Below are 19928 nucleotides of genomic sequence, written 5' to 3'. Positions count from 1 at the left end.
TAACCGGCCCGCGGTCGCATATGACGTCCGCTTAGCCCGCAAGCGAATTAGAGTTAGCCAAAACAAATGGGGCAATCGAAAAAAGCGAATGCCTTGCATCAGTTTTTGCATGCCACGCCCCGACGGCGAGCCCGTCATTTTGACTGGCAAAAGTATCGGCGCCGCTGACCTGCGGCTTCAGGCGGCGGCCTTTCGCGACTTGCGCGCGGGCTTCGGGGCAGTCGCGCAGCCAGATTTTGCAGGCGTGCCGGCCTGAATAATCATCCAGCTCAGCATTTGCAGTTGACCGTCGATTTCTTCAGTCGACACCGTAAATACGTTCAGCACGCCCATTCCGCGCAGGCTCGCGAATACGAGGCCGGCACAATGGCGCGGATCCGGACAGGAAGCCACGATTTCGGGGAAATGCTCGACAAAACGGTCGAAAAATACGGGGTCATTGCGTGCACGGCCGACCCCGATGCGGGCGAACAGTTCCGGCGAAGCTTTGCAGCCAAAGAACAGGCTCCACGCAGCGACGTAGCTCGGCGCGCCGTACATGGAATGCCACGCCGCCTGTACGAATGCCTTTGCCCGCTCTTCCAGAGGAAGCGCCGGCGACGGCCACACGCTGCTGTCGTCGGAAAGGGGCGCCATTACCTCATCGATCAGACGCTCCATCAGTGCCTGCCGGCTGCCGAAGTGATGCTGCAACGCCCCGAGTGTCACCCGGGCTCCGCGAGCAATGTCCTGCAGATTGGCGCCCTGAATCCCCTTCTTTTCCAGCAACCGGAGCGCTGACCGGATGATCCGGCTTTGCGTGGCATGACTACGCTCTTCCTGCGTTCTACGCGAAGACGCCGGTCGGGATGCAAGTGTTGGCACGCTGTGTTTCCTGGGCTCGGATTGCGATCCGCCCATTCTACCTTGTCATCTGGACCATGTAACACCGCGCGAAACCTCACACCAGGAAAGGCGCCGACACGATTCACAAACAAGTAACATTAAATTTTTATTGTTTTATTCGAATCACGATGCCTATACTGCCGCCATACGCAGAGTCAGGGACATTGCGGTGTGGCTGCGAGAAGTCGACCGATGCCGTCCGCATGAAGACGGCGCCGGTCGCTTCCCTCGCCAACTAACAATAATTTTTTATTGTTAATTGTTACCGGTCTTGCACCGCGCTGGTTGTCCAGCACGTCCCTGTCACTGCCAGGAAGCGCCGCTCCCTTGGGATCAATGCGGCTTATCAATCATCGCAGCCCATGTGCATGGGACCAGGCAGGACCGCAAACATGATCAATGCAAACGACTCCTCTTCCGTGCAGTACCTGTTTACCTTCCGATGCCCGGACCGGCTCGGCATCCTCTCGAAGGTTTCGGGTTTGCTTTTCGAGCAAGGCGCTTTCGTCACCGAGTCATTTCATTACGGTGATCCGCAAACCGGGACTTTCTTTGCCCGGATGGTGTTCAACGACCAGTTGCTGAAATCCTCGATCGACCATTTGAATGATGCATTGACTGAACTCGCGTCGGACCTGGACATGAGCTTCGCAATCCGGCGCGCGGATTACCGGCCGAAAGTGCTCATCGCCGTGTCGCGATACGATCATTGCCTGAACCTGCTACTCACAAAGTGGCGGGCGGGCGCACTCAAGGTTGAAATTGTCGGGGTTGTCTCGAACCACGACGATTGTCGTGGCCTTGTCCAATGGTATGGCATCCCCTTCCATCATCTTCCGGTCACGCCGGCGACCAAGGCGGAGCAGGAAGCGAAAATTCTCGATCTTTTCGACGAAAAGCATGCGGAGTTGCTGGTACTCGCCCGCTACATGCAGATCCTGTCCGACGGCATGAGCCGCCGCCTCGCCGGCCGCGCAATCAATATCCATCACTCGTTCCTGCCTGGCTTCAAGGGGGCACGGCCGTATCACCAGGCGCACGAACGCGGCGTCAAGGTAATCGGCGCAACGGCACACTATGTGACTGAAGACCTCGACGAAGGCCCCATTATCGCGCAGGAAGTCAAGCCGATCGACCACGCCTATACGGCGGAAAACATGGTGCTCGTTGGCCAGGACACGGAGGCGGTGGCGCTCGCCAGCGCGGTGCGTCTGTTCAGCGAAGGCCGCATCTTTCTGAACGGCAATCGTACTGTGATTCTGTAAGCGACGCCGTCCGGCGTCACGCTCCTGAGGTGTTGCGTGGAAAAATATTCATTCTGGGCTATCGCCAAACATGCGCTGTCGGGGCATCGCAAATGGGCACCGGCGTGGCACACCCGCCCGCCCAAGGCGCACTACGATGTGGTGATCATCGGTGGCGGCGGGCAAGGTCTTGCCACGGCCTATTACCTCGCCAAAAAGCATGGCATTACGAATGTCGCCATCCTCGAAAAGGGCTGGCTGGGTGGCGGCAATACGGGGCGCAACACAACGGCGATCCGCTCGAACTACTTTTATCCCGAAAGTACCAATTTTTTCGAGCATTCACTGCGCCTCTATGAAGGCCTGAGCCGTGAACTGAACTACAACGTGATGCTAAGCCAGCGTGGCGCGCTGACGCTTGCTCACAGTCCTCATCAGATGGACATGCTGGAGCGCTGGTCGAATTCGATCCAGTTGCAGGGCATCGACGCGCAGATGATGGATATCGGCCAGGTCAAGGACTTCATGCCCTTGCTCGACACCAGCGCCGGCGCCCGCTTCCCGATTCTCGGCGGATTCGTTCAGCGCCGAGCCGGCGTAGCGCGCCATGATGCTGTCGCGTGGGGTTATGCGCGTGCCGCCGACGCGCTCGGCGTGGACATCGTGCAGAACTGCGAGGTGACGGGGATCGTGCGTTCCGGCAACCGGGTGCGCGGCGTCGAGACGAAAAGTGGTGTGATCACGGCGGACAAGGTGGCCATCGCAGTAGCCGGTCATTCTTCGCTGCTCGCGAGAATGGCCGGCATGACACTGCCGATCACCAGCGGTGTGCTGCAGGCCATGGTCAGTGAGCCGGTCAAGCCAGCACTGGACGGACTGGTGGTGTCGCCGGTCGTTCACACATATGTGAGCCAGTCGGATCGCGGCGAAATCCTGATCGGCGGGCGCGCTGACAGCTACCCCTCGTATGGCCAGCGCGGCAATCTCCCCGCCCTGGAGGATACGCTGAGCGCGGTGCTGAACCTCTTTCCCTCATTCAGCCGCCTCAAGCTGATGCGCCAGTGGGCCGGCATTGTCGACATTTCTCCGGATTCGAGTCCCATCGTCGGCAAGACACCGGTGAGCGGCCTCTACATCAGCACGGGCTGGGGCACTGGCGGCTTCAAGGCGATTCCGGCCGGTGGCGACACCTTCGCTTACACCATCGCGAACGATCGCCCCCACCACCTGATCGCACCATTCGGACTCGATCGCTTTGCCAGCGGCCGCTTCATCAACGAAGCGGCCGCAGCCGGCGTCGACCATTGAAGGGAGAGACGCATGTTACGCATTCCGTGTCCCTACTGCGGCACTACCCGCGACGAGGAAGAGTTCACCTTTGGCGGTCCGTTCGATCGCACGCGTCCGGCTGATCCGCAGCAATTGAGTGATGAAGACTGGGCCGACTATCTGTTCACGCGCGACAACGTGCGCGGCCCGGCGCCCGAGCGCTGGCGGCATACGTTCGGTTGCCGCCGCTGGTTCGGCATCGAGCGCGATACCGCCAGTCACAAGATCACACGCGTCCTGCCGATAGCGCGCGCCAGTGCCAAGGACACGACTTTGCAGGGAGGCATTCATGAAGCAGCGTAAGCGCATTGCGCCGTACGATGCGCCCGCGGGAGTCGCGCGCAAGCCACTGGGATTTACGTTCGACGGACGTCACTACGTCGGCCTTGAAGGCGACACCCTGGCTTCCGCGTTACTGGCTAACGGAATCGACATCGTGGGCCGCAGTTTCAAACTGCACCGGCCGCGCGGCGTCTTCAGCGCAGGCGTCGAGGAATGCAACGCACTGGTGCAACTCGAAGCGGGCGGCCTGGACGAACCTAACGCGCGTGCCACCCTGGTCATGCTTTATGAAGGCCTGCGCGCCACCAGCCAGAACGCGTGGCCTTCAGTTCGCTGGGATCTGCTCGGCTTGCTCGATTTGTTTCAACGGGTCTTGCCGGCTTCGTTCTATTACAAGTCGATGATCTGGCCGAACTGGCATATGTATGAGCGTGTGGTACGCAGAATCGCAGGGCTCGGCAGGGCCCCGACCTCCCGCGATGCGCAAACCTATCAGAAGCGCAATCTCCACTGCGATGTGCTGATCTGCGGCGGCGGCCCGGCTGGCCTTTCGGCTGCGCTCGCGGCCGGGCAACGCGGCGTACGCGTGGTGCTAGTCGACGATCGAGATGCACTCGGCGGCGCGCTCCTGAACGAGCAGATGCGGATCAACGGTGAATCGGCAGGCCGTTGGGTTGAACGGGTCGTGGAGCAACTGCGGGCACTACCGAACGTACAACTGTTGACTCGCACCACGGTCAGCGGCTATTACGAAAACAATTTTCTGGCTGCCGCAGAGCGCATTGCCGCTCCCGTGCGGGCGCAAGATCGCCTTGGCACGCTGCGTGAGCGCCTGTGGCGGATCCGCGCCTCAGCGGTCATTCTCGCCACAGGCGCCCTTGAACGGCCACTCGTCTTTCCGAACAATGACCGCCCCGGCGTGATGCTCGCGGCAGCGGTACGGGCCTATGTGAACCGCTTCGGCGTTGTGTGCGGTCAGCGCGTGGTGATCGTGACGAACCATGACGACGCATATCGCACCGCGATCGATCTGCACGAAGCCGGCGTGCGCGAACTTTCGGTCGTCGATACGCGGGTGAACGTCGACGAGACGCTGCAGCAGTGTCTCCACGAGCGAGGCATCGCTCACTATCCGGCACACGGCATCCTCGCCACTCAAGGTCGTCGCAAGATCGCAGCTGTACGACTCGCACGACACCTCGGTGGCGGGCAACTGGGCGCCGCCATCGTCACCCTTCCCTGCGATCTGCTCGCGATGTCGGGTGGCTGGACCCCGACCGTGCATCTTTTCAGCCAGGCCGGCGGCAAGCTGCGCTACGACGAAGCGAATCTGTGCCTCGTGCCGGATGGATGCGAGCAGCCGGTGCGCGTCGTTGGCGCGGCAAACGGGAAGTTCACACTGACCGGATGCCTCGCCGACGGAGCGCGCGCCGGCCGGGAAATGGCAGAGCCGTCCGGCGGCGCCCACGACCTGTCGACCGGCGCGCCTGTCGTCGATACCGGCCTCGACGAGACGTTGCGCATCGAGCCGTACTGGTACACACGCGGCGCCCGCACCGACAAACAGTGGCTCGATTTTCAATACGACGTCAAGGTGTCGGACGTGGAACTCGCGCTTCGCGAGAACTACGTGTCGGTGGAACACGTGAAGCGCTATACAACCGGCGGCATGAGCATCGATCAGGGCAAGTCGGGTAACTTCAATATTCTCGCCGTGATGGCGGAATTGACCGGCAAGCCGATACCGCAGGTCGGCACGACCCGATTCCGCCCGCCTTATCAGCCTGTCACGCTCGGCACGTTTGCCGGGCCGACCGTCGGTGAGCGTTACGCGCCGTGGCAGACGTTGCCCGCCCACGCCTGGCACGCGGCACAGGCGGCGCATTTCGGCGACTACGGCTGGCGCAGACCGGAATACTATCCGCGCGAAGACGAAGGGATTGCCACGGCAACGCTGCGCGAGGTGCTGGCCGTGCGTCACGGCGTCGGACTGTTCGACGGCTCGCCGCTCGGCAAGATCGAACTCAGGGGGCCAGACGCCGCCGCGTTTCTCAACCGCGTCTACGTCAATAATCTGGCAACGCTCAAGCCGGGCTTTGCGCGCTATGCCATGCTGAGCAACGACAACGGCGTCCTCATCGACGACGGTGTTATCGTTCGCCTCGCCGACGATCATTTTCTCGTGCACGCCACGAGCGGCGCGGTCGCACGGGTCTTTTTGCTTTTCGAAGAGTATCTGCAGTGCGAGTGGCCGGAACTTCGCGTACACGTCACCAACGTGACGACGCAATGGGCGAACGTCACCGTCTCGGGTCCCAAGGCACGCCAGGTGCTGCAGAAGATCGAGTCGGATATCGATTTCGACGCAGACGCCTTCGCGCATATGCAGTTCCGCTCCGGCCATTTTGCAGGTGTGCCCGCCCGCATATTGCGGGCGAGTTTTACCGGGGAGGTCACATTCGAAGTGTCGGTGCCCGCGCGTTACGCGCAGTCCTTGTGGCAATGCATAAGCGACGCGGGCGCCGAGTTTGGCATCGCACCCTATGGCATCGAGGCGCTTGAAGTGATGCGTACCGAGAAAGGCTACCTGCATATCGGCAGCGATACCGACGGCAGCTCCAACGCACTCGACATTGGCTGGGGCAAGATCATCGACAAAAAGACCACCGACTTCATTGGGCGCCGCTCGTTGCAACGGGCTGCCGATTGTGGCGACGCGCGCCTCCAGTTCGTGGGGCTCGAATCGCTAGTGCCCGACGTGCCGCTGCCGGTGGGCGGCCATTTTATCGACGAAGCCACGCCGCACATGCCGGTCAAATCCCACGGTTACGTAACTGCCGCCTGCATCAGCCCGATGCTCGGCAAGGCAATCGGGCTCGGCATTCTGCGCAACGGCTCCGCTCGCCTCGGCGAGCAGGTCCACATCTATGCCAAGGGCAAAGTGACGACCGCGCGCGTCGTGCCGCCCGCCCATTTTGATCCGCAGGGAGAGCGTCTGCATGGCTAAGCTCGAAGCAGCAATCTACGTGACACGCCAATGGGCGCCACCTGAGCGGTTTCCCGTCCGCGGCCCGACGCTTTGCGTCGACGAACAGCCGCTTGGCGGCATCGTTCGACTGCAAGGCGATGCTCATGACGCCGATTTCGCCGAGGCCATTGGCGACGCCACGGGTCTTGCGCTGCCCACGCCAGAGCGTTTCGCCACGCGCGGCGAGACCTGTCTTGCCTGGTCCGGACCGACCGAATGGCTCTATTTCTGCCCGCTCGACGATGAAGAAGCGCATCTGCGCGCAGTGCGCGCAGCATGCGACGGCCGCTTCGCGACGGCCACGCTCATCTCCGACAGCCGCACCGGGTTCCAGGTGAGTGGCGCAGATTCGGCATCGCTGCTTGCCAAAGGCAGCGCAATCGACTTTTCCTCCGTGGCCTGTCCCATCGGACGCGTGGTGACGACACGCTTCGCCGGTTTGCCGACGATGCTTCTGCATCAGGGCAACAACGACTATCTGGTCTACGTCGATGCCTCTTACGCCGCCTTTCTGGTGCACTGGCTGATCGACGCCGCGTCCGAATTCTTGCCTGCCCAGGCATGACGGTGTAGGTCTGTTATTCGGCCTTGCGTCTAACCGCGTCAGCTCTTTTACTTCTGAACTCCTCATCCCCATGATCATCGACGGAAAGGCATGCGCCGCGCGCCTCAATGCGGCCACCCGTGCAGCAGTCACGACTTTGACCGGGCTGCATCGCATTCAGCCCGCTCTCGCGGTCGTGCTGGTCGGCGAGGACCCGGCAAGCCAGGTCTATGTGCGCAACAAGGTTCGCCAGGCCGGCGAGGCGGGCATTCGCAGCGTCGAGCACCGCTTGCCGCCCGACACGTCGAGCGACGTGTTGCTCGCACTCGTTCGCACGCTGAATGACGACCCCGCGGTACACGGCATCCTCGTGCAATTGCCGCTGCCCGCACATATCGACGAAGCACAGGTGATCGCGACAATCGCGGCTGAAAAAGACGTGGACGGCTTCCATGCGCTCAATGCCGGTGGCCTGCTGAACGGCGCGCCACACGCTCTCGTGCCCTGTACGCCGCAGGGTTGCGTCATGCTCGCGAAACAACAGCTGGGCGAGTCGCTGGCGGGCTTGCATGCGGTGGTCGTAGGCCGCTCCAACATTGTCGGCAAACCGCTGGCGGTTTTGTTATTGCAGGAAAACTGCACCGTGACGATCGCGCACTCGCGTACGCGTGACATCGAAGCAATTTGCCGCCAGGCCGATATCCTGTTTGTTGCCGTAGGTCGCGCCGAACTCGTGAATGAGAACTGGATCAAGCCAGGGGCGACGGTGATCGACGTCGGCATTAACCGGACCGGTTCGGAACAGCAAGGGTTTCGGCTGGTAGGCGATGTCGACTTCAAATCGGCCACTTCGCGCGCCGGCGCGATTACGCCGGTCCCGGGCGGAGTGGGCCCCATGACGATCGCTTGCCTGCTTCGCAATACCGTGCTTGCCGCATGTCACCAGAACGGCATCGATCGCCAGCTTGTGCCAGAAACAGTGGTCCGATAAAACCATACGTGCAAGTGGCGCCGTGGCCGGCGCCTGGTCTCGTAGACCCGCCCTGCCATTTGTCCGTGTCAAGGCACGGTTCTCGTCGCGGCTGTCGCAAACGCTGAATCTGCGTCACGTAGAAAATAGCTGTCGACCGGCGTGACGAAAGGCAAGTGTATCGCGATCCGCACGGCAGCGATCCTGGGATCCTTCATCAGGTCCGCCGCGACTGCACGGCTGTATTCCCGCGCAGCTACGAAAGGATGCAAATGCAGGATGTGATACACCGCTTCGTAATCGACCACATCGGCGAGATCGTCGAACGTCGACGGGGAATCCGCGAGCGGAACATACAAACTGACGTCCACACGCGGTGCTACCGCTTCCGGACCCGGGCGCCAGCCCCGCACGAATACGCGCCGGCATTCGCATAGCAATGTGGCATTCAACAGCGAATCGAGCGCATCAGCGGCGTATTCGTGTAGAAACGAGCCAGGCGTCACCGGGCATCGACAAAGCGCCGCACGTAGTCGTTCGCCGGATTCGTGCGAATCTGCTCGGGTGTGCCGACCTGAATGACTGCGCCATCCTTCATGATGGCGATACGCGACCCGATCTTCATCGCTTCGTCCAGATCGTGCGTGATGAAGACAATCGTGCGCCGCAGGTCGGCCTGCATTTCGAGCAGGATGTCCTGCATTTCCGCGCGAATCAGCGGATCGAGCGCGCTGAAGGCTTCGTCCATCAATAGCACGTCAGGTTCGGCAACGAGCGCACGGGCCAACCCGACACGTTGACGCATGCCGCCCGATAGCTCGTCCGGATAGCGATCGTCGTAGCCCTGCAAACCGAGCCGGCCATTGATCCACGCGCGTGCCGCCTCGCGCGACGCCGCCGCGTCGTCGCCACGAATCCAGCGCCCGAAGGTCACGTTCTCCAGCACGGTCTTGTGCGGCAGCAGTGCAAAGCTCTGAAAGACCATGCCAATGTGGAAGCGCCGCATTTCGCGCAACTGCCGAGCATTGAGCTTCAGTACGTCGGTGCCGCGAAACAGCAGTTGTCCCGCGGTCGGCTCGACCAGACGGTTGAAGTGCCGCACAAGTGTCGACTTGCCCGAACCCGAGAGCCCCATGATGACGAAGATCTCACCCGGATACACTGACAGCGACACATCGCGCACCGCGACGTTGCACCCGGTCGCGGAAAGAATCTGTTCCTTGGATATGCCTGCCCGGGCCTGTTCAAGTGCCTCGCGAATCTGCCGCGAATGCGGTCCGAACACCTTGTAAAGCCCGCGCAGTTCGAGCAGCGCCGTGGTTTCGGCCACAGCAGCGAACCCTGCCGTTTTTGTGGTTTCCATGGCCGACGGCACTGCGCTCTTCAGCGGCGCCGTGCCGGATTCAAGACCACGCACAATGTTGCGCAGTGAAGAAATGTTCATCGAAGACTCTCACTTTGTCCGCGCCGCGCGCGCTTGCCGATGCCGAACGACTGGGTGATGCGGTCGAATACGATCGCCAGTATCACGATTGCCACGCCGCCGACTACACCCTGTCCCATATCCAGATTGTTGATGCCCGCGAGCACATCCTCTCCGAGTCCGCGCGCACCGATCATCGACGCAATGACGACCATTGCCAACGACATCATCACGGCCTGGTTAATGCCCGCCATAATGGAAGGCAACGCGAGCGGCAGCTCCACAGCAAGCAGTTGCTGGCCCGGTGTCGCGCCGAAAGCCCTCGCGGCCTCCAATACGTCGCCCGGCACCTGCCGCAAGCCAAGGTCGGTCAGACGGACCAGGGGTGGCAACGCGTAAATCATCGTAGCGAAGATCGCCGGCACGCGGCCGAGGCCAAACAGCATCACGACCGGAATCAGATACACGAACGAAGGCAGTGTCTGCATCATGTCGAGGATCGGATTGATCACCCGAGCCAACCAGCGGCTGCGCGAGATTGCGATACCGAGCGGGAGGCCGATCAGCACCGTCAGGATCATCGCCGTCAGCATGATCGCGCAGGTCTGCATCAGCTTGTCCCATAGCCCGAGGCAGCCTATCAGGTACGTCATCGCGGCGAGCAGCACCGTGAGTGCGATCTTGCGCGAACCGAGCCACGTGATCGCGCCTACCACGCCGATCACGACAAGCGGCGGCGCACCCTTGAGCATCGTCTCGACGGGATTGAGCGCATAACCCAGCAGGAGCGCGCTGATGCGGTGGAACAGGTCGCCATATTGCGCCACGAGCCCCATGAAGAAGCGGTTGATCGGGTCGCCCAGATCGAGTTGCAAGAATATTCCATTCACACGGCACCTGTACTGTGAGTCGCGCCGGCGCAGCATGGCGGCGCCGGCATCCATCCAATGCGATACACGGAAGAGCGCGGCCGTTTCCGGCGCGCACCGCGTGCAATGTCACTGCAGACTGCTGCGTACCTTGCTCAACACATCGGCCGGCACCCAGTGCGACAGCATATCGGGGTTGGCCTTCAGGAAGTCGATCGCGGCCTGGCGCGGCGGCGTTTTTGCGCTTGCCATGCGTGCGAGAACCGCGTTGATCGATTCCATCGGGAACTGCACTTTCTCGAAGAGTCCGACGATCTGCGGATCGGCCGAGTACAGCGCGTTCGACACCACAATGCGCAGCGCCGTGGGCGGCGAGGCCGATCCGCACGGATTCCCATCCTTGCTGCCGTTGATGGTTTTCCAGCAGGCTTCGTTGAACGCGGGCTCGGCGAGACGGACGGCCTTGAAACGGCCAAGGATCGTCGACGGCTCCCAATAGTAGAACAGGATCGGCTTGCCGCGCGTGTACGCCGATTCAATGGCCGAATCGAGCGCTGGCCCGGAACCAGGATGAAAGTCGGTGAACGCGTTGTCAAGCTTGTAGGCTTTCATCTTCTGCACCGTGTCGGCCTCGCATTGCCAGCCAATCGGGCAGTTATAGAGCCGTCCTTTCGATGGGTCCTCGTCGTCGGCGAACAGATCCTTGTATTTCGGCAGATCCGTAATGCTCCGCAACTCCGGAGCGACCGGCTTGATACCGCGTGCAGGGTCACCCTTGATGACGTATTCCGGCACGTAATAGCCCTCCACGCTGCCACCAGAGATCAGCGAGCCGAGAATCCTGACCTTGCCCTCACGCGCCGCGCTTTCGTATGCCGGCGTGCGGCCGGACCAGTATTCGACCATCACGTTCAGGTCGTTCATCACCACGCCTTGCAGGGCAATGGCGTTGGTGCCGGGTGTCTGATCGGTCTTGCAGCCGTAGCCCTTCTCGAGCACATATCGAATCACCTCGGTCATGAATCTGGCACTGTCCCAGCCCATTTCAGCGAATTTCACCGGCTTGCCAGATGCACACCAGGCAGAATCCGTGGCTGCGGCATGGGCATTCTGCGCCAGAGCGGCCGCGCCCAACACGAGTCCGACGACCATACGTCTTGCGATGCAGTTGAACATGTTTTTCTCCATTCCCTTTGCGGACTACGAGTGGTTGTTATAACGCGGCTGTCATCTCGGGCACTGCGACGAACAGATCGGCTTCGAGCGCGTAATCCGCGATGCCGAAAATCGGCGCCTCCGGGTCTTTGTTGATTGCAACAATGACCTTGGCATCTTTCATCCCTGCGAGATGCTGGATCGCGCCGGAAATACCCACGGCCACATACAGTTGCGGCGCGACAATCTTGCCCGTCTGACCAACCTGATAGTCATTCGGGACAAACCCTGCGTCCACCGCGGCGCGAGAGGCGCCGAGTGCGGCGTTGAGCTTGTCCGCCAATGGCGTGAGTACTTTCGCGTAGTTCTCCGCGCTGCCAAGTCCCCGGCCGCCGGACACGACGATAGCCGCGGACGTCAATTCAGGCCGGTCCTGCTTGGTCAACTCGCGGCTGACCAACCGTGAGATGCCGGTATCCGGTGCCGCTTCGATTCTCTCCACGGTCGCACCGCCTCCCTCTTCGGCGGCGGGATCGAACGCCGTGGTCCGCACCGTGACGACCTTGACCGGATCGCACGATTGCACGGTGGCGATAGCGTTGCCAGCATAGATCGGCCGGTCGAAAGTATCGGCTCCCACGATCGCGATGATGTCGCTGATCTGCGCGACATCGAGCCTGGCGGCAAGGCGGGGCGCGATGTTCTTGCCGTAGGCGGTGGCGGCCACCAGCACATGCGAGTAAATCCCGCTCTCGCGGCGCAGCAACGCCAGTGCCGTCGCGTCAAGGTTCTCCGCCAGTCCCGCCTCGAGTTGCGGCGCGTCGGCGAGCAATACGCGGCTCACACCAGCGATCCTCGACGCGGCGTCAGCGACGCCTTGTGCCTTATAGCCCGCTACCAGCAAATGAATCGGCTGGCCGGTGAACGTGGCGATTACCGCTGCCGCAGTCACTGCGTTGAGCGTTGAAGTTTTGATCGCGCCGCCGGCGTGTTCGGCGATAACCAGAATCGTCATGTCATTGTCTCCTCGTGCTGCTCAGATTACTCTGGCTTCAGTCTTAAGCTTGTCGAGCAAAGTCTGCACGTCCGGCACCCTGACACCGGCGGCACGCCTGGGCGGCTCCACGACCTTCAGCGTTTTCAGCCGGGGCGTCACGTCCACGCCGAGCTCGCCGGGCGTCAGTGTCTGCAGCGGCTTTTTCTTCGCCTTCATGATGCTCGGCAGGGTTACATAGCGCGGCTCGTTCAGACGCAGATCCGTCGTAATGACGGCGGGCAAACTGAGCGACACCGTCTCGGTACCGCCGTCCACTTCACGGCAAACGAGCGCCGCGCCATCCACCAGATCCACCTTCGCCGCGAAGGTGGCCTGCGGCCAGCCTGTCAGCGCTGCGAGCATCTGGCCGGTCTGGTTCGAGTCGTCGTCGATTGCCTGCTTGCCGAGAATCACGAGTCGCGGGTTTTCGCGCTCGATGACCGCATGCAGCAGTCTGGCCACCGCCAGCGGCTGAATTTCTTCATTCGACTCGATCAGGATTGCCCGATCCGCGCCGATCGCCAGCGCCGTACGCAGTGTTTCCTGCGCCTGCGCAACACCGGCCGACACAGCAATCACTTCGGTCGCGACACCCGCTTCCTTCAGGCGCACGGCTTCCTCGACGGCGATTTCGTCGAACGGATTCATCGACATCTTCACGTTCGTCATATCGACTCCCGTCTGGTCCGCGCGCACCCGCGGCTTCACGTTCGAATCGATCACGCGCTTGACTGCCACCACGATTTTCATAGTCACCCTGCTCATTGAATGATCACTGCCCCCACGGCTGGCATGCGCCGAAGCCGTCGTACTATCCGCGCATACGCGCGCCATCCGGATCGTATGCTGGCGCTGTCAGTATCCTTGCCGGCCGGCGCTCGCCGAGAATCTGGATCTCGAATGCGTTCGCACCGACGAGGTATTCACTCTTCACGTAACCCATGGCGAGACTCTTGCCCGTCGTGTGGCCATAGCCCCCCGATGTGGTGTAGCCCGCAACCGCGTCGCCCACCCAGACCGGCTCGAAACCGCTCGCGTCTGCGTCGACAGCATCGATTTCGAACGTGAGGAGCCGGTGCACAGGCGTCACGCCGCGTCGCGCGAGCACGGCCTCGCGCCCGATGAAGTCGCCCTTGTCGAAGGCGATGAAGCGTTCGAGATCCGCCATGGCCGGCGTGTATTCGGGGCCGAATTCACGTGACCAGATGCCGAAGCCCTTTTCGAGGCGCGTCGACAGCAACGCCCATACGCCGTACTGATGCAGCCCGAAAGCGCCGCCCGCCGCGAGTAACCGTTGGTAGACGCTGCGCAGATAGTGATTCTCGACGTAGATCTCGTAGCCCAGTTCACCGGTCAGCGACAGACGTGCGATCCACGCCGGGGCAAAGCCCGCATCGATCCGGGCGACCGACATGAAGCGCTGGGCCGCAGCAATTGCCGCGGTGCCGAAGACTTCGCCAACCAGTGCCTTTGCATTTGGACCCGCGATCGCGAGCATCGCCAGCGACTCGCTGCGGTTGTCGATGCGCACACTTCCGTCTGCCGGCAGATGGTCCTCGAACCAGCGCAGATGCCACTCCTGCAGGTAACCGGACCCCGTCACGAGGAACCGCTGCGCCGCGAGCCGCAGAATCGTCAGATCGCCCTTGAGACGGCCCGACGGCGAAAGGAGCGGTGCAAGCCGGGCACGGCCGACTTCCGGCAAACGGCTGGCGAACAACCGGTCGACCCACAGTTCTGCGCCAGGTCCGCTGATTTCGTACTTCGCATAACCACTTGCATCGAACAGACCCACCTGCTCGCGAATGGCGCGGCATTCCGCGGCTACGGTGTCGAAGGCATTCGACCGGCGAAACGTCGGCGTTTCATGAGCGGGCTGACCGGCCGGCGCAAACCACATCGGCGTTTCAAGTCCGTAGTTGACACCGAATACGGCATTCGCCTGCTCCTGCAGGTCGTATAGCGGCGTGGTCTTGAGTGGGCGGCCCGCGGGCCACTGCTCATTCGGCCGCGCGAGGTAGAAACGGTGCTCGTAAAATTCCCGCGCTTTGGCCGCGACGTAGGTCTGTGTGAGGTCTGGAAAACGCGCCACATCCATCGCGAACACGTTGTCTTGCGGTTCGCCCTCGATCATCCACTGCGCCAGTGCCAGGCCGACGCCGCCGCCCTGACTGAAGCCCGCCATGCAGCCACAAGCCGCCCAGTAGTTGCGCAAACCGCGCACGGGGCCGACGAGCGGATTGCCGTCCGGCGTAAATGTGAAGGGCCCATTGACGACGCGTTTGATACCGGCGTTTCCCACGCTCGGAAAGCGTTCGAAGCCGCGCATCAGTTCGTCTTCGATACGCTCGAGCCGCGGCGGCAACAGATCGGTCTCGCCGTATTCCCACGGTGTGCCGTCCAGCGACCATGGTGTCGAGCGCTTCTCGTACACACCGAACAGAACACCGTGGTGTTCCTGGCGCATGTAAATTTCGCCATCGAGGTCGACCATCACCGGTATCTCCCGTCCGAGCGTGACGAGCTCCGGAATGTCTTCCGTGATGAGATAGTGATGCTCCATCGGAATGAGCGGCAGCTTCACGCCAGCCATGGCACCGACTTCCCGCGCCCACAGTCCCGCTGCGTTGACCACATGCTCGGCATGAATCACCCCCTGATCGGTAATGACCGTCCAGCTGCCATCCGCGCGCGGTTCGAGCGCCTCTACCCGCGTATGCTGATAGATATCCGCGCCGCGTCTTCGCGCGGCGCGCGCATAGGCCTGAGTACATCCGTAAGGGTCCAGGTGGCCTTCGTTCGGCGCCCACAGGCCTCCCTTCACCTCGCTCACGTCGACGAGCGGACACATTACCTTGATCTCGGACGGCGTGATCAACTCGGTGTCGAGACCCATGAAACGGTGCCGTGACCACTCGGTGCGCAGAAACTCCCAGCGCTCAGGTGTTGCCGCCATGGTGATGCCGCCAGGCACATGCAGGCCGACATTCTGATCGCCCTCTTCCTCAATTTCCTTGTAGAGCGAGATCGTGTAACTCTGCAGCCTGACGACGTTGGGATCGCCGTTAAACGCATGGAAGCCGGCGGCCGCATGCCATGTCGACCCGGCGGTGAGAACCTTGCGCTCAAGCATCACGACGTCGGTCCAGCCGAATTTCGTTAAGTGGTACAGCACCGAGGCGCCAACCACACCTCCGCCGATAACCGCCACCTGACAATGACTTTTCATGAATTCCCTTTCATTCGTGTGTGCGTGTATCGAAAAGCGACAGAACCGGCATCTCGTCCATCATGTCGCGATTGAATGCTTCAGCGCGTGTGACATGCATGCTAAGAAGCGTTAATTCTTTTCTCAAACGAATTTAGAACATGGTTTTCATGCAATTCCGCATGTGAAAAACCGCACCGCAATGACATTAGGCATACTGATTGTTTGACGAATTCATCCACCATAGAATCGAACCTGTCAGCCTAACAGTCCAGTTCTATGTCCGTTAGCGGGCGTGCACAACAGGTCAGGATCCATCCCTCTGCTATCTCTTCATCGGTGATGCCGCCGTTGTGCGCCATCTCGACCTGGCCCGCAATCACACGTGTCTTGCAGGTGCCGCACATACCGGCGCGGCACGCACTCGGGATCACGACGCCCACGGACTGGGCGGCGTCTATCAGCACATCGTTCGTTGACGCGACACACTCGAGTCTGGACGCTGCAAGCATCACACTGACCTGCGCCGTCGGCACTACGGCTTCAAACGCGGTCGCACTCGCGGCGGGCGGCAGCACGAAACTCTCCTGGTGATACCGTTGCGGTGCAACGCCAAGGCTCACCGCAGCCTCGTAGACAGTCTTCATGAATGCATCAGGGCCGCAGCAATAAACCGTGCGCTTCGCGATATCGGGAATCCATTGGGCCAATCTGGCGCGTTCAAGCCGGCCAGCGAGAAGCGGTACAGCGGCCTCGCGCGATACCGTCAGCTTGACTCGCAGACTCGGCCAGGATGCCGCCATCTGCTCCAGTTCCTTGCGAAACAGAAGATCTTCCTGCGTGCTCGCACATTGCAGGAAGATAAGATCGATCTCGGCGCGCGCGTCGTATAACGCCCTTGTCATCGACAGGAGCGGTGTAATGCCCACACCGCCAGCGACGAATAAATACGCGCCTCCGGTTGCTTCAGGAGCGGTGAACGCGCCTGAAGGTGGGGAGATCCGAAGGCGAGCGCCTGGCGCGATTTCCTGATGCAACCATGCGGACACCGGACCATGAGGCGCGGCTTTCGCCGTTATCGCGAAGCGCCCCGCGCGCGTCGGCGTCGACGACAACGTGTAGCAGCGGTACAGAATGCCGCTGAGGGTCGGCGCTTCAACTGTGATGTGCTGCCCCGCTGCATAGTCGAGCGACCTGCCGTCAACGGAGACGAATTCGAACGTTTTCACGTTCACGGATTCGTCGGCCACTGCCACACACTCCACCAGTAAGAAGCCATCATCGCGCGTTGACGGTAAAGAGCCTGCCTGATTCGCGGCCACTGTCAACACACCTTGAGCGGCACGGTCCTCGGCATCTGCGCGAGGCCTTCTCTGAGGGCATCGATGTACCAGTCCACGAATGCCATAACGCCGGACTCCACCTGTTCCGAATAGACTCCTGGCTCGTAGCCAATTGAATTGATGCCGAGCTGATTCGTTTCGACCAGTCGCTGATCCTGTGCGTTGGTCGCTTTCCAGACTTCGGTCAGCGTGTCGAGGTCGTAATCGACGCCTTCGACCGCGTCCTTGTGCACGATCCATTTTGTCGTGACTTGTGTCTCGCGCGGGCCGAGCGGCAAGAGACGGAATGCCAGCGCGTGATCACCCAGCGCATGATTCCACGTATTGGGGAAACGCAGCAGACGCAACGCGCCGACGTCCCGCTCGGGAAGCATTCCCATGACCTTGCTGCAGGCCGCTTCACCCGTCATCGTGAAAGACACGCCCCGCTCCAGCGCGGCTCGCACCATCCGATACACCGGTTCTTCTTCGACGGGCGCGTACGGCAGGCCGACCTGCCGCCAGCGCGCCTCGTCGCGTTCGCTCTTCGCCGCAAACTCGCCGCCATAGCGCGGATCGGTCGGACCATCGAACTCGGAAATCGTGCGCAGCAATTCCGGATGATTGGCGCTGCAGTGGTAGCACTCGCGATTATTTTCGAGTACCAGTTTCCAGTTGCCTTTCTCGACCATCGTGGATTCGTAGGCGATCTTGGCATCTTCGATGCCGTGCGGCGCGAGGTACGGTTCAACGCGGCGGCGAAAGCCGCTGAAATCGTCGGGCGTACTGGACAGGCAGATAAACACATAGCCCGCTACGACCTCGCACGCAACCGGCTTCAGGGAGAAGGCCGACAGGTCAAACGACTCGCCCATGTTGCGCGCGAACATCAGCTTGCCATCGAGGCCATAGGTCCATTGGTGGTACGGGCAGGCGAATGCGCCTGACTTGCTCTTCTCACCCGCACAGATGCGCGAGCCTCGATGACGGCAGGTGTTAAAGAAGGCGCGCACGGCACCTGCACGATCCCGCACGACGATAACCGACGTCTCGCCAATCTGCACCGTGAACCACTCGCCGGTCTGCCTGATCTCGCAGCTCAAGCCGGCAAACAGCCACTTTCGCTGCCAGATGAGTGCGAGATCCGCCTCGAATAGTTCCGCGTCCTTGTAAAACGCCTGCTCAAGAGGGCGTCCCGGCGTATAGGCCGCCAGCAAAGCGTCGAGTTTTTTATGGTCGAACATGTCCCATCCTGATGTTTCCAGAAAATCCCATGTGCACCCTGAGATATGCGGCAGCGACGGCCCTCTCAGGGCTTGATGTCATTAGAGGACTCCAATTTTGACGGGACAAGCCATTTTTACTGATGTCTGACATGCATTTTTGCATGCGAGCGCGACGCGCGCGACAATGCTTGCACGGACGGCGAAACAAATGTGGGCCCTGACCAGGCCGTCTGGTGAGGATTTACCCGGATTCCAGTCGAATTGTTTTTTGACTAACGTTTTTTCATGACAGCATTCTGAACAAAGCGTGACCGACAGGACGCGGAACGCTCGCAAACGCCGCCGTTCTCACAGGGAAGCACGATGATCAAGCCGAGGAAACGTCTGCCTCCCCTCAACGCAGTTGGCGCGTTCGAAGCCTCGGCACGGCTCCTGAGCTTCACGCGCGCGGCCGAAGAACTAAACCTGTCGCAAGGTGCGGTGAGCCGGCAGATTCAGGTGCTGGAAGAAAGGATTGGCGTTCCGCTTTTCAATCGGCGGCACCGCGAAATCGAGCTGACCAAAGCCGGCATGGTCTTTCAACAGGCAATCGCGCAAAGCCTGATGTCGATTCGCCGCGCGGTGGCCATCATCGAGAATCTCGAATCGACCAGCGTGACGATCGCTGCGAGCGTGGCGATGTCGAGCTTCTGGCTGATGCCGGCCATCATCCGGTTCCGCGAACGCCATCCGGAAATCGACATCCGCGTACTCGCCAGCGATCAGCCGGTCGATCCGCGCCGTGAGGCCGTCGATCTCGCTATCCACTATGGAGACGGCCACTGGCCCGGTCTCGCCAAATACAAGCTGTTCGATGAAGAAATTTTTCCGGTCTGCAGCCCGTCTTACCTTGAGCAACACTCCATCCAGAGCGCATGCGATTTACAGAACGAAGTGCTGATCGACGTTGAAGCCGGTCTGTCGATATGCAACTGCTGGGACGACTGGTTCGAACTGGCGGGCGTCGAGCCGCGCGATCATCACAGCTCGATCCGTGTCAGCAATTTCGATCTGGCTTACCGCGCGGCGTGTGCCGGAAAAGGTGTCGCGCTCGCCTGGTCCTACGGCTGCACGGAAATGATCGAAGACGGGCGCCTCGTCAGACCGCTCGCTATCAGCGTGCGTACCCGACTATCTGAGTACATCGTGACGGCCGACAATTATGAACTCAGCCACGCGGCGAAGGAGGTGCTCGATACGCTGATGGACTACGCCGCCGGCACCAATAGCAGTTGGGGTGCGCAATCCGCTGCCTGACGCTGGTCCCGCCGTGGGTTCTGGTGCAAATAGTGAATTTGACTCGGTTAGACTGGGGCCTTCGCAACCTCATCCTTCGATAATGCGCAAGCTGAAAAGCGTGGACGATCT

17 protein-coding genes are annotated in these 19928 nt (G+C 61.2%); 7 read left to right on the top strand and 10 right to left on the bottom strand.

Features of this window, described 5'->3' with window-relative positions:
* Positions 1-177: 177 nt before the first annotated feature.
* Positions 178-864, bottom strand: coding sequence for a TetR/AcrR family transcriptional regulator (locus B0G75_RS38050; protein WP_243856926.1), 687 nt, complete (start codon positions 862-864; stop codon positions 178-180).
* 413 nt (positions 865-1277) lie between these two features.
* Between B0G75_RS38050 and purU the strand changes: the two genes are divergently transcribed.
* The 6 genes from purU (at position 1278) to B0G75_RS38020 (ending at position 8303) form a co-directional block, all read left to right on the top strand.
* On the top strand, positions 1278-2150 hold the full coding sequence (gene purU / locus B0G75_RS38045) for a formyltetrahydrofolate deformylase (protein WP_106286186.1): 873 nt from the start codon (positions 1278-1280) through the stop codon (positions 2148-2150).
* 36 nt (positions 2151-2186) lie between these two features.
* Complete coding sequence (locus tag B0G75_RS38040) at positions 2187-3437, top strand: sarcosine oxidase subunit beta family protein (protein WP_106286185.1); 1251 nt, start codon at positions 2187-2189, stop codon at positions 3435-3437.
* A gap of 12 nt (positions 3438-3449) precedes the next feature.
* Positions 3450-3761, top strand: a complete 312-nt coding sequence (locus tag B0G75_RS38035; RefSeq protein ID WP_106286184.1) for a sarcosine oxidase subunit delta — start codon at positions 3450-3452, stop codon at positions 3759-3761.
* On the top strand, positions 3748-6747 hold the full coding sequence (locus B0G75_RS38030) for a sarcosine oxidase subunit alpha family protein (protein WP_106286183.1): 3000 nt from the start codon (positions 3748-3750) through the stop codon (positions 6745-6747). The genes B0G75_RS38035 and B0G75_RS38030 overlap by 14 nt, the downstream gene beginning before the upstream one ends.
* Entirely contained in the window at positions 6740-7333 is a 594-nt protein-coding gene (locus B0G75_RS38025; protein WP_106286182.1) for a sarcosine oxidase subunit gamma, read from the top strand. Before B0G75_RS38030 ends, B0G75_RS38025 begins: the two co-directional genes overlap by 8 nt.
* Positions 7334-7403: 70 nt before the next feature.
* Complete coding sequence (locus B0G75_RS38020) at positions 7404-8303, top strand: bifunctional 5,10-methylenetetrahydrofolate dehydrogenase/5,10-methenyltetrahydrofolate cyclohydrolase (RefSeq protein WP_106286181.1); 900 nt, start codon at positions 7404-7406, stop codon at positions 8301-8303.
* 68 nt (positions 8304-8371) lie between these two features.
* On the opposite strand, the gene B0G75_RS40405 is transcribed toward B0G75_RS38020, so the two are convergent.
* From B0G75_RS40405 to B0G75_RS37965, 9 genes are all read right to left on the bottom strand, one after another.
* Complete coding sequence (locus B0G75_RS40405; protein WP_181309440.1) at positions 8372-8695, bottom strand: dihydroneopterin aldolase; 324 nt, start codon at positions 8693-8695, stop codon at positions 8372-8374.
* 89 nt (positions 8696-8784) lie between these two features.
* Entirely contained in the window at positions 8785-9726 is a 942-nt protein-coding gene (locus B0G75_RS38010) for a glycine betaine/L-proline ABC transporter ATP-binding protein (RefSeq protein WP_258194162.1), read from the bottom strand.
* On the bottom strand, positions 9723-10541 hold the full coding sequence (locus B0G75_RS38005) for a proline/glycine betaine ABC transporter permease (protein ID WP_106286204.1): 819 nt from the start codon (positions 10539-10541) through the stop codon (positions 9723-9725). Before B0G75_RS38005 ends, B0G75_RS38010 begins: the two co-directional genes overlap by 4 nt.
* 162 nt (positions 10542-10703) lie before the next feature.
* Positions 10704-11750, bottom strand: a complete 1047-nt coding sequence (locus B0G75_RS38000) for an ABC transporter substrate-binding protein (RefSeq protein ID WP_181196755.1) — start codon at positions 11748-11750, stop codon at positions 10704-10706.
* Between the two features lie 37 nt (positions 11751-11787).
* A complete protein-coding gene (locus tag B0G75_RS37995) occupies positions 11788-12744 on the bottom strand; it encodes an electron transfer flavoprotein subunit alpha/FixB family protein (protein WP_106286178.1) in 957 nt (318 codons plus the stop codon).
* A gap of 21 nt (positions 12745-12765) precedes the next feature.
* Entirely contained in the window at positions 12766-13515 is a 750-nt protein-coding gene (locus tag B0G75_RS37990; protein WP_106286177.1) for an electron transfer flavoprotein subunit beta/FixA family protein, read from the bottom strand.
* Between the two features lie 61 nt (positions 13516-13576).
* Positions 13577-15994, bottom strand: coding sequence for an FAD-dependent oxidoreductase (locus B0G75_RS37985; protein WP_106286176.1), 2418 nt, complete (start codon positions 15992-15994; stop codon positions 13577-13579).
* 242 nt (positions 15995-16236) lie between these two features.
* Positions 16237-17223 carry a flavin reductase family protein gene (locus tag B0G75_RS40400; protein ID WP_166679216.1) on the bottom strand — a complete coding sequence of 329 codons (987 nt, stop codon included), beginning with the start codon at positions 17221-17223 and terminating at the stop codon, positions 16237-16239.
* A gap of 74 nt (positions 17224-17297) precedes the next feature.
* Entirely contained in the window at positions 17298-18539 is a 1242-nt protein-coding gene (locus B0G75_RS37965; protein WP_106314783.1) for an aromatic ring-hydroxylating dioxygenase subunit alpha, read from the bottom strand.
* Between the two features lie 345 nt (positions 18540-18884).
* On the opposite strand from B0G75_RS37965, the gene B0G75_RS37960 reads away from it, so the two are divergent.
* Positions 18885-19817 (top strand): LysR substrate-binding domain-containing protein, encoded by a 933-nt coding sequence (locus B0G75_RS37960; RefSeq protein WP_106286173.1) that lies wholly within the window; start codon positions 18885-18887, stop codon positions 19815-19817.
* Positions 19818-19928: the final 111 nt, after the last annotated feature.

Origin of the sequence: Paraburkholderia sp. BL18I3N2 (genome assembly GCF_003001875.1) — a bacterium.
Taxonomy (GTDB): Bacteria; Pseudomonadota; Gammaproteobacteria; order Burkholderiales; family Burkholderiaceae; genus Paraburkholderia; species Paraburkholderia phytofirmans.
This window is presented reverse-complemented; position numbering and strand designations above follow the sequence as displayed.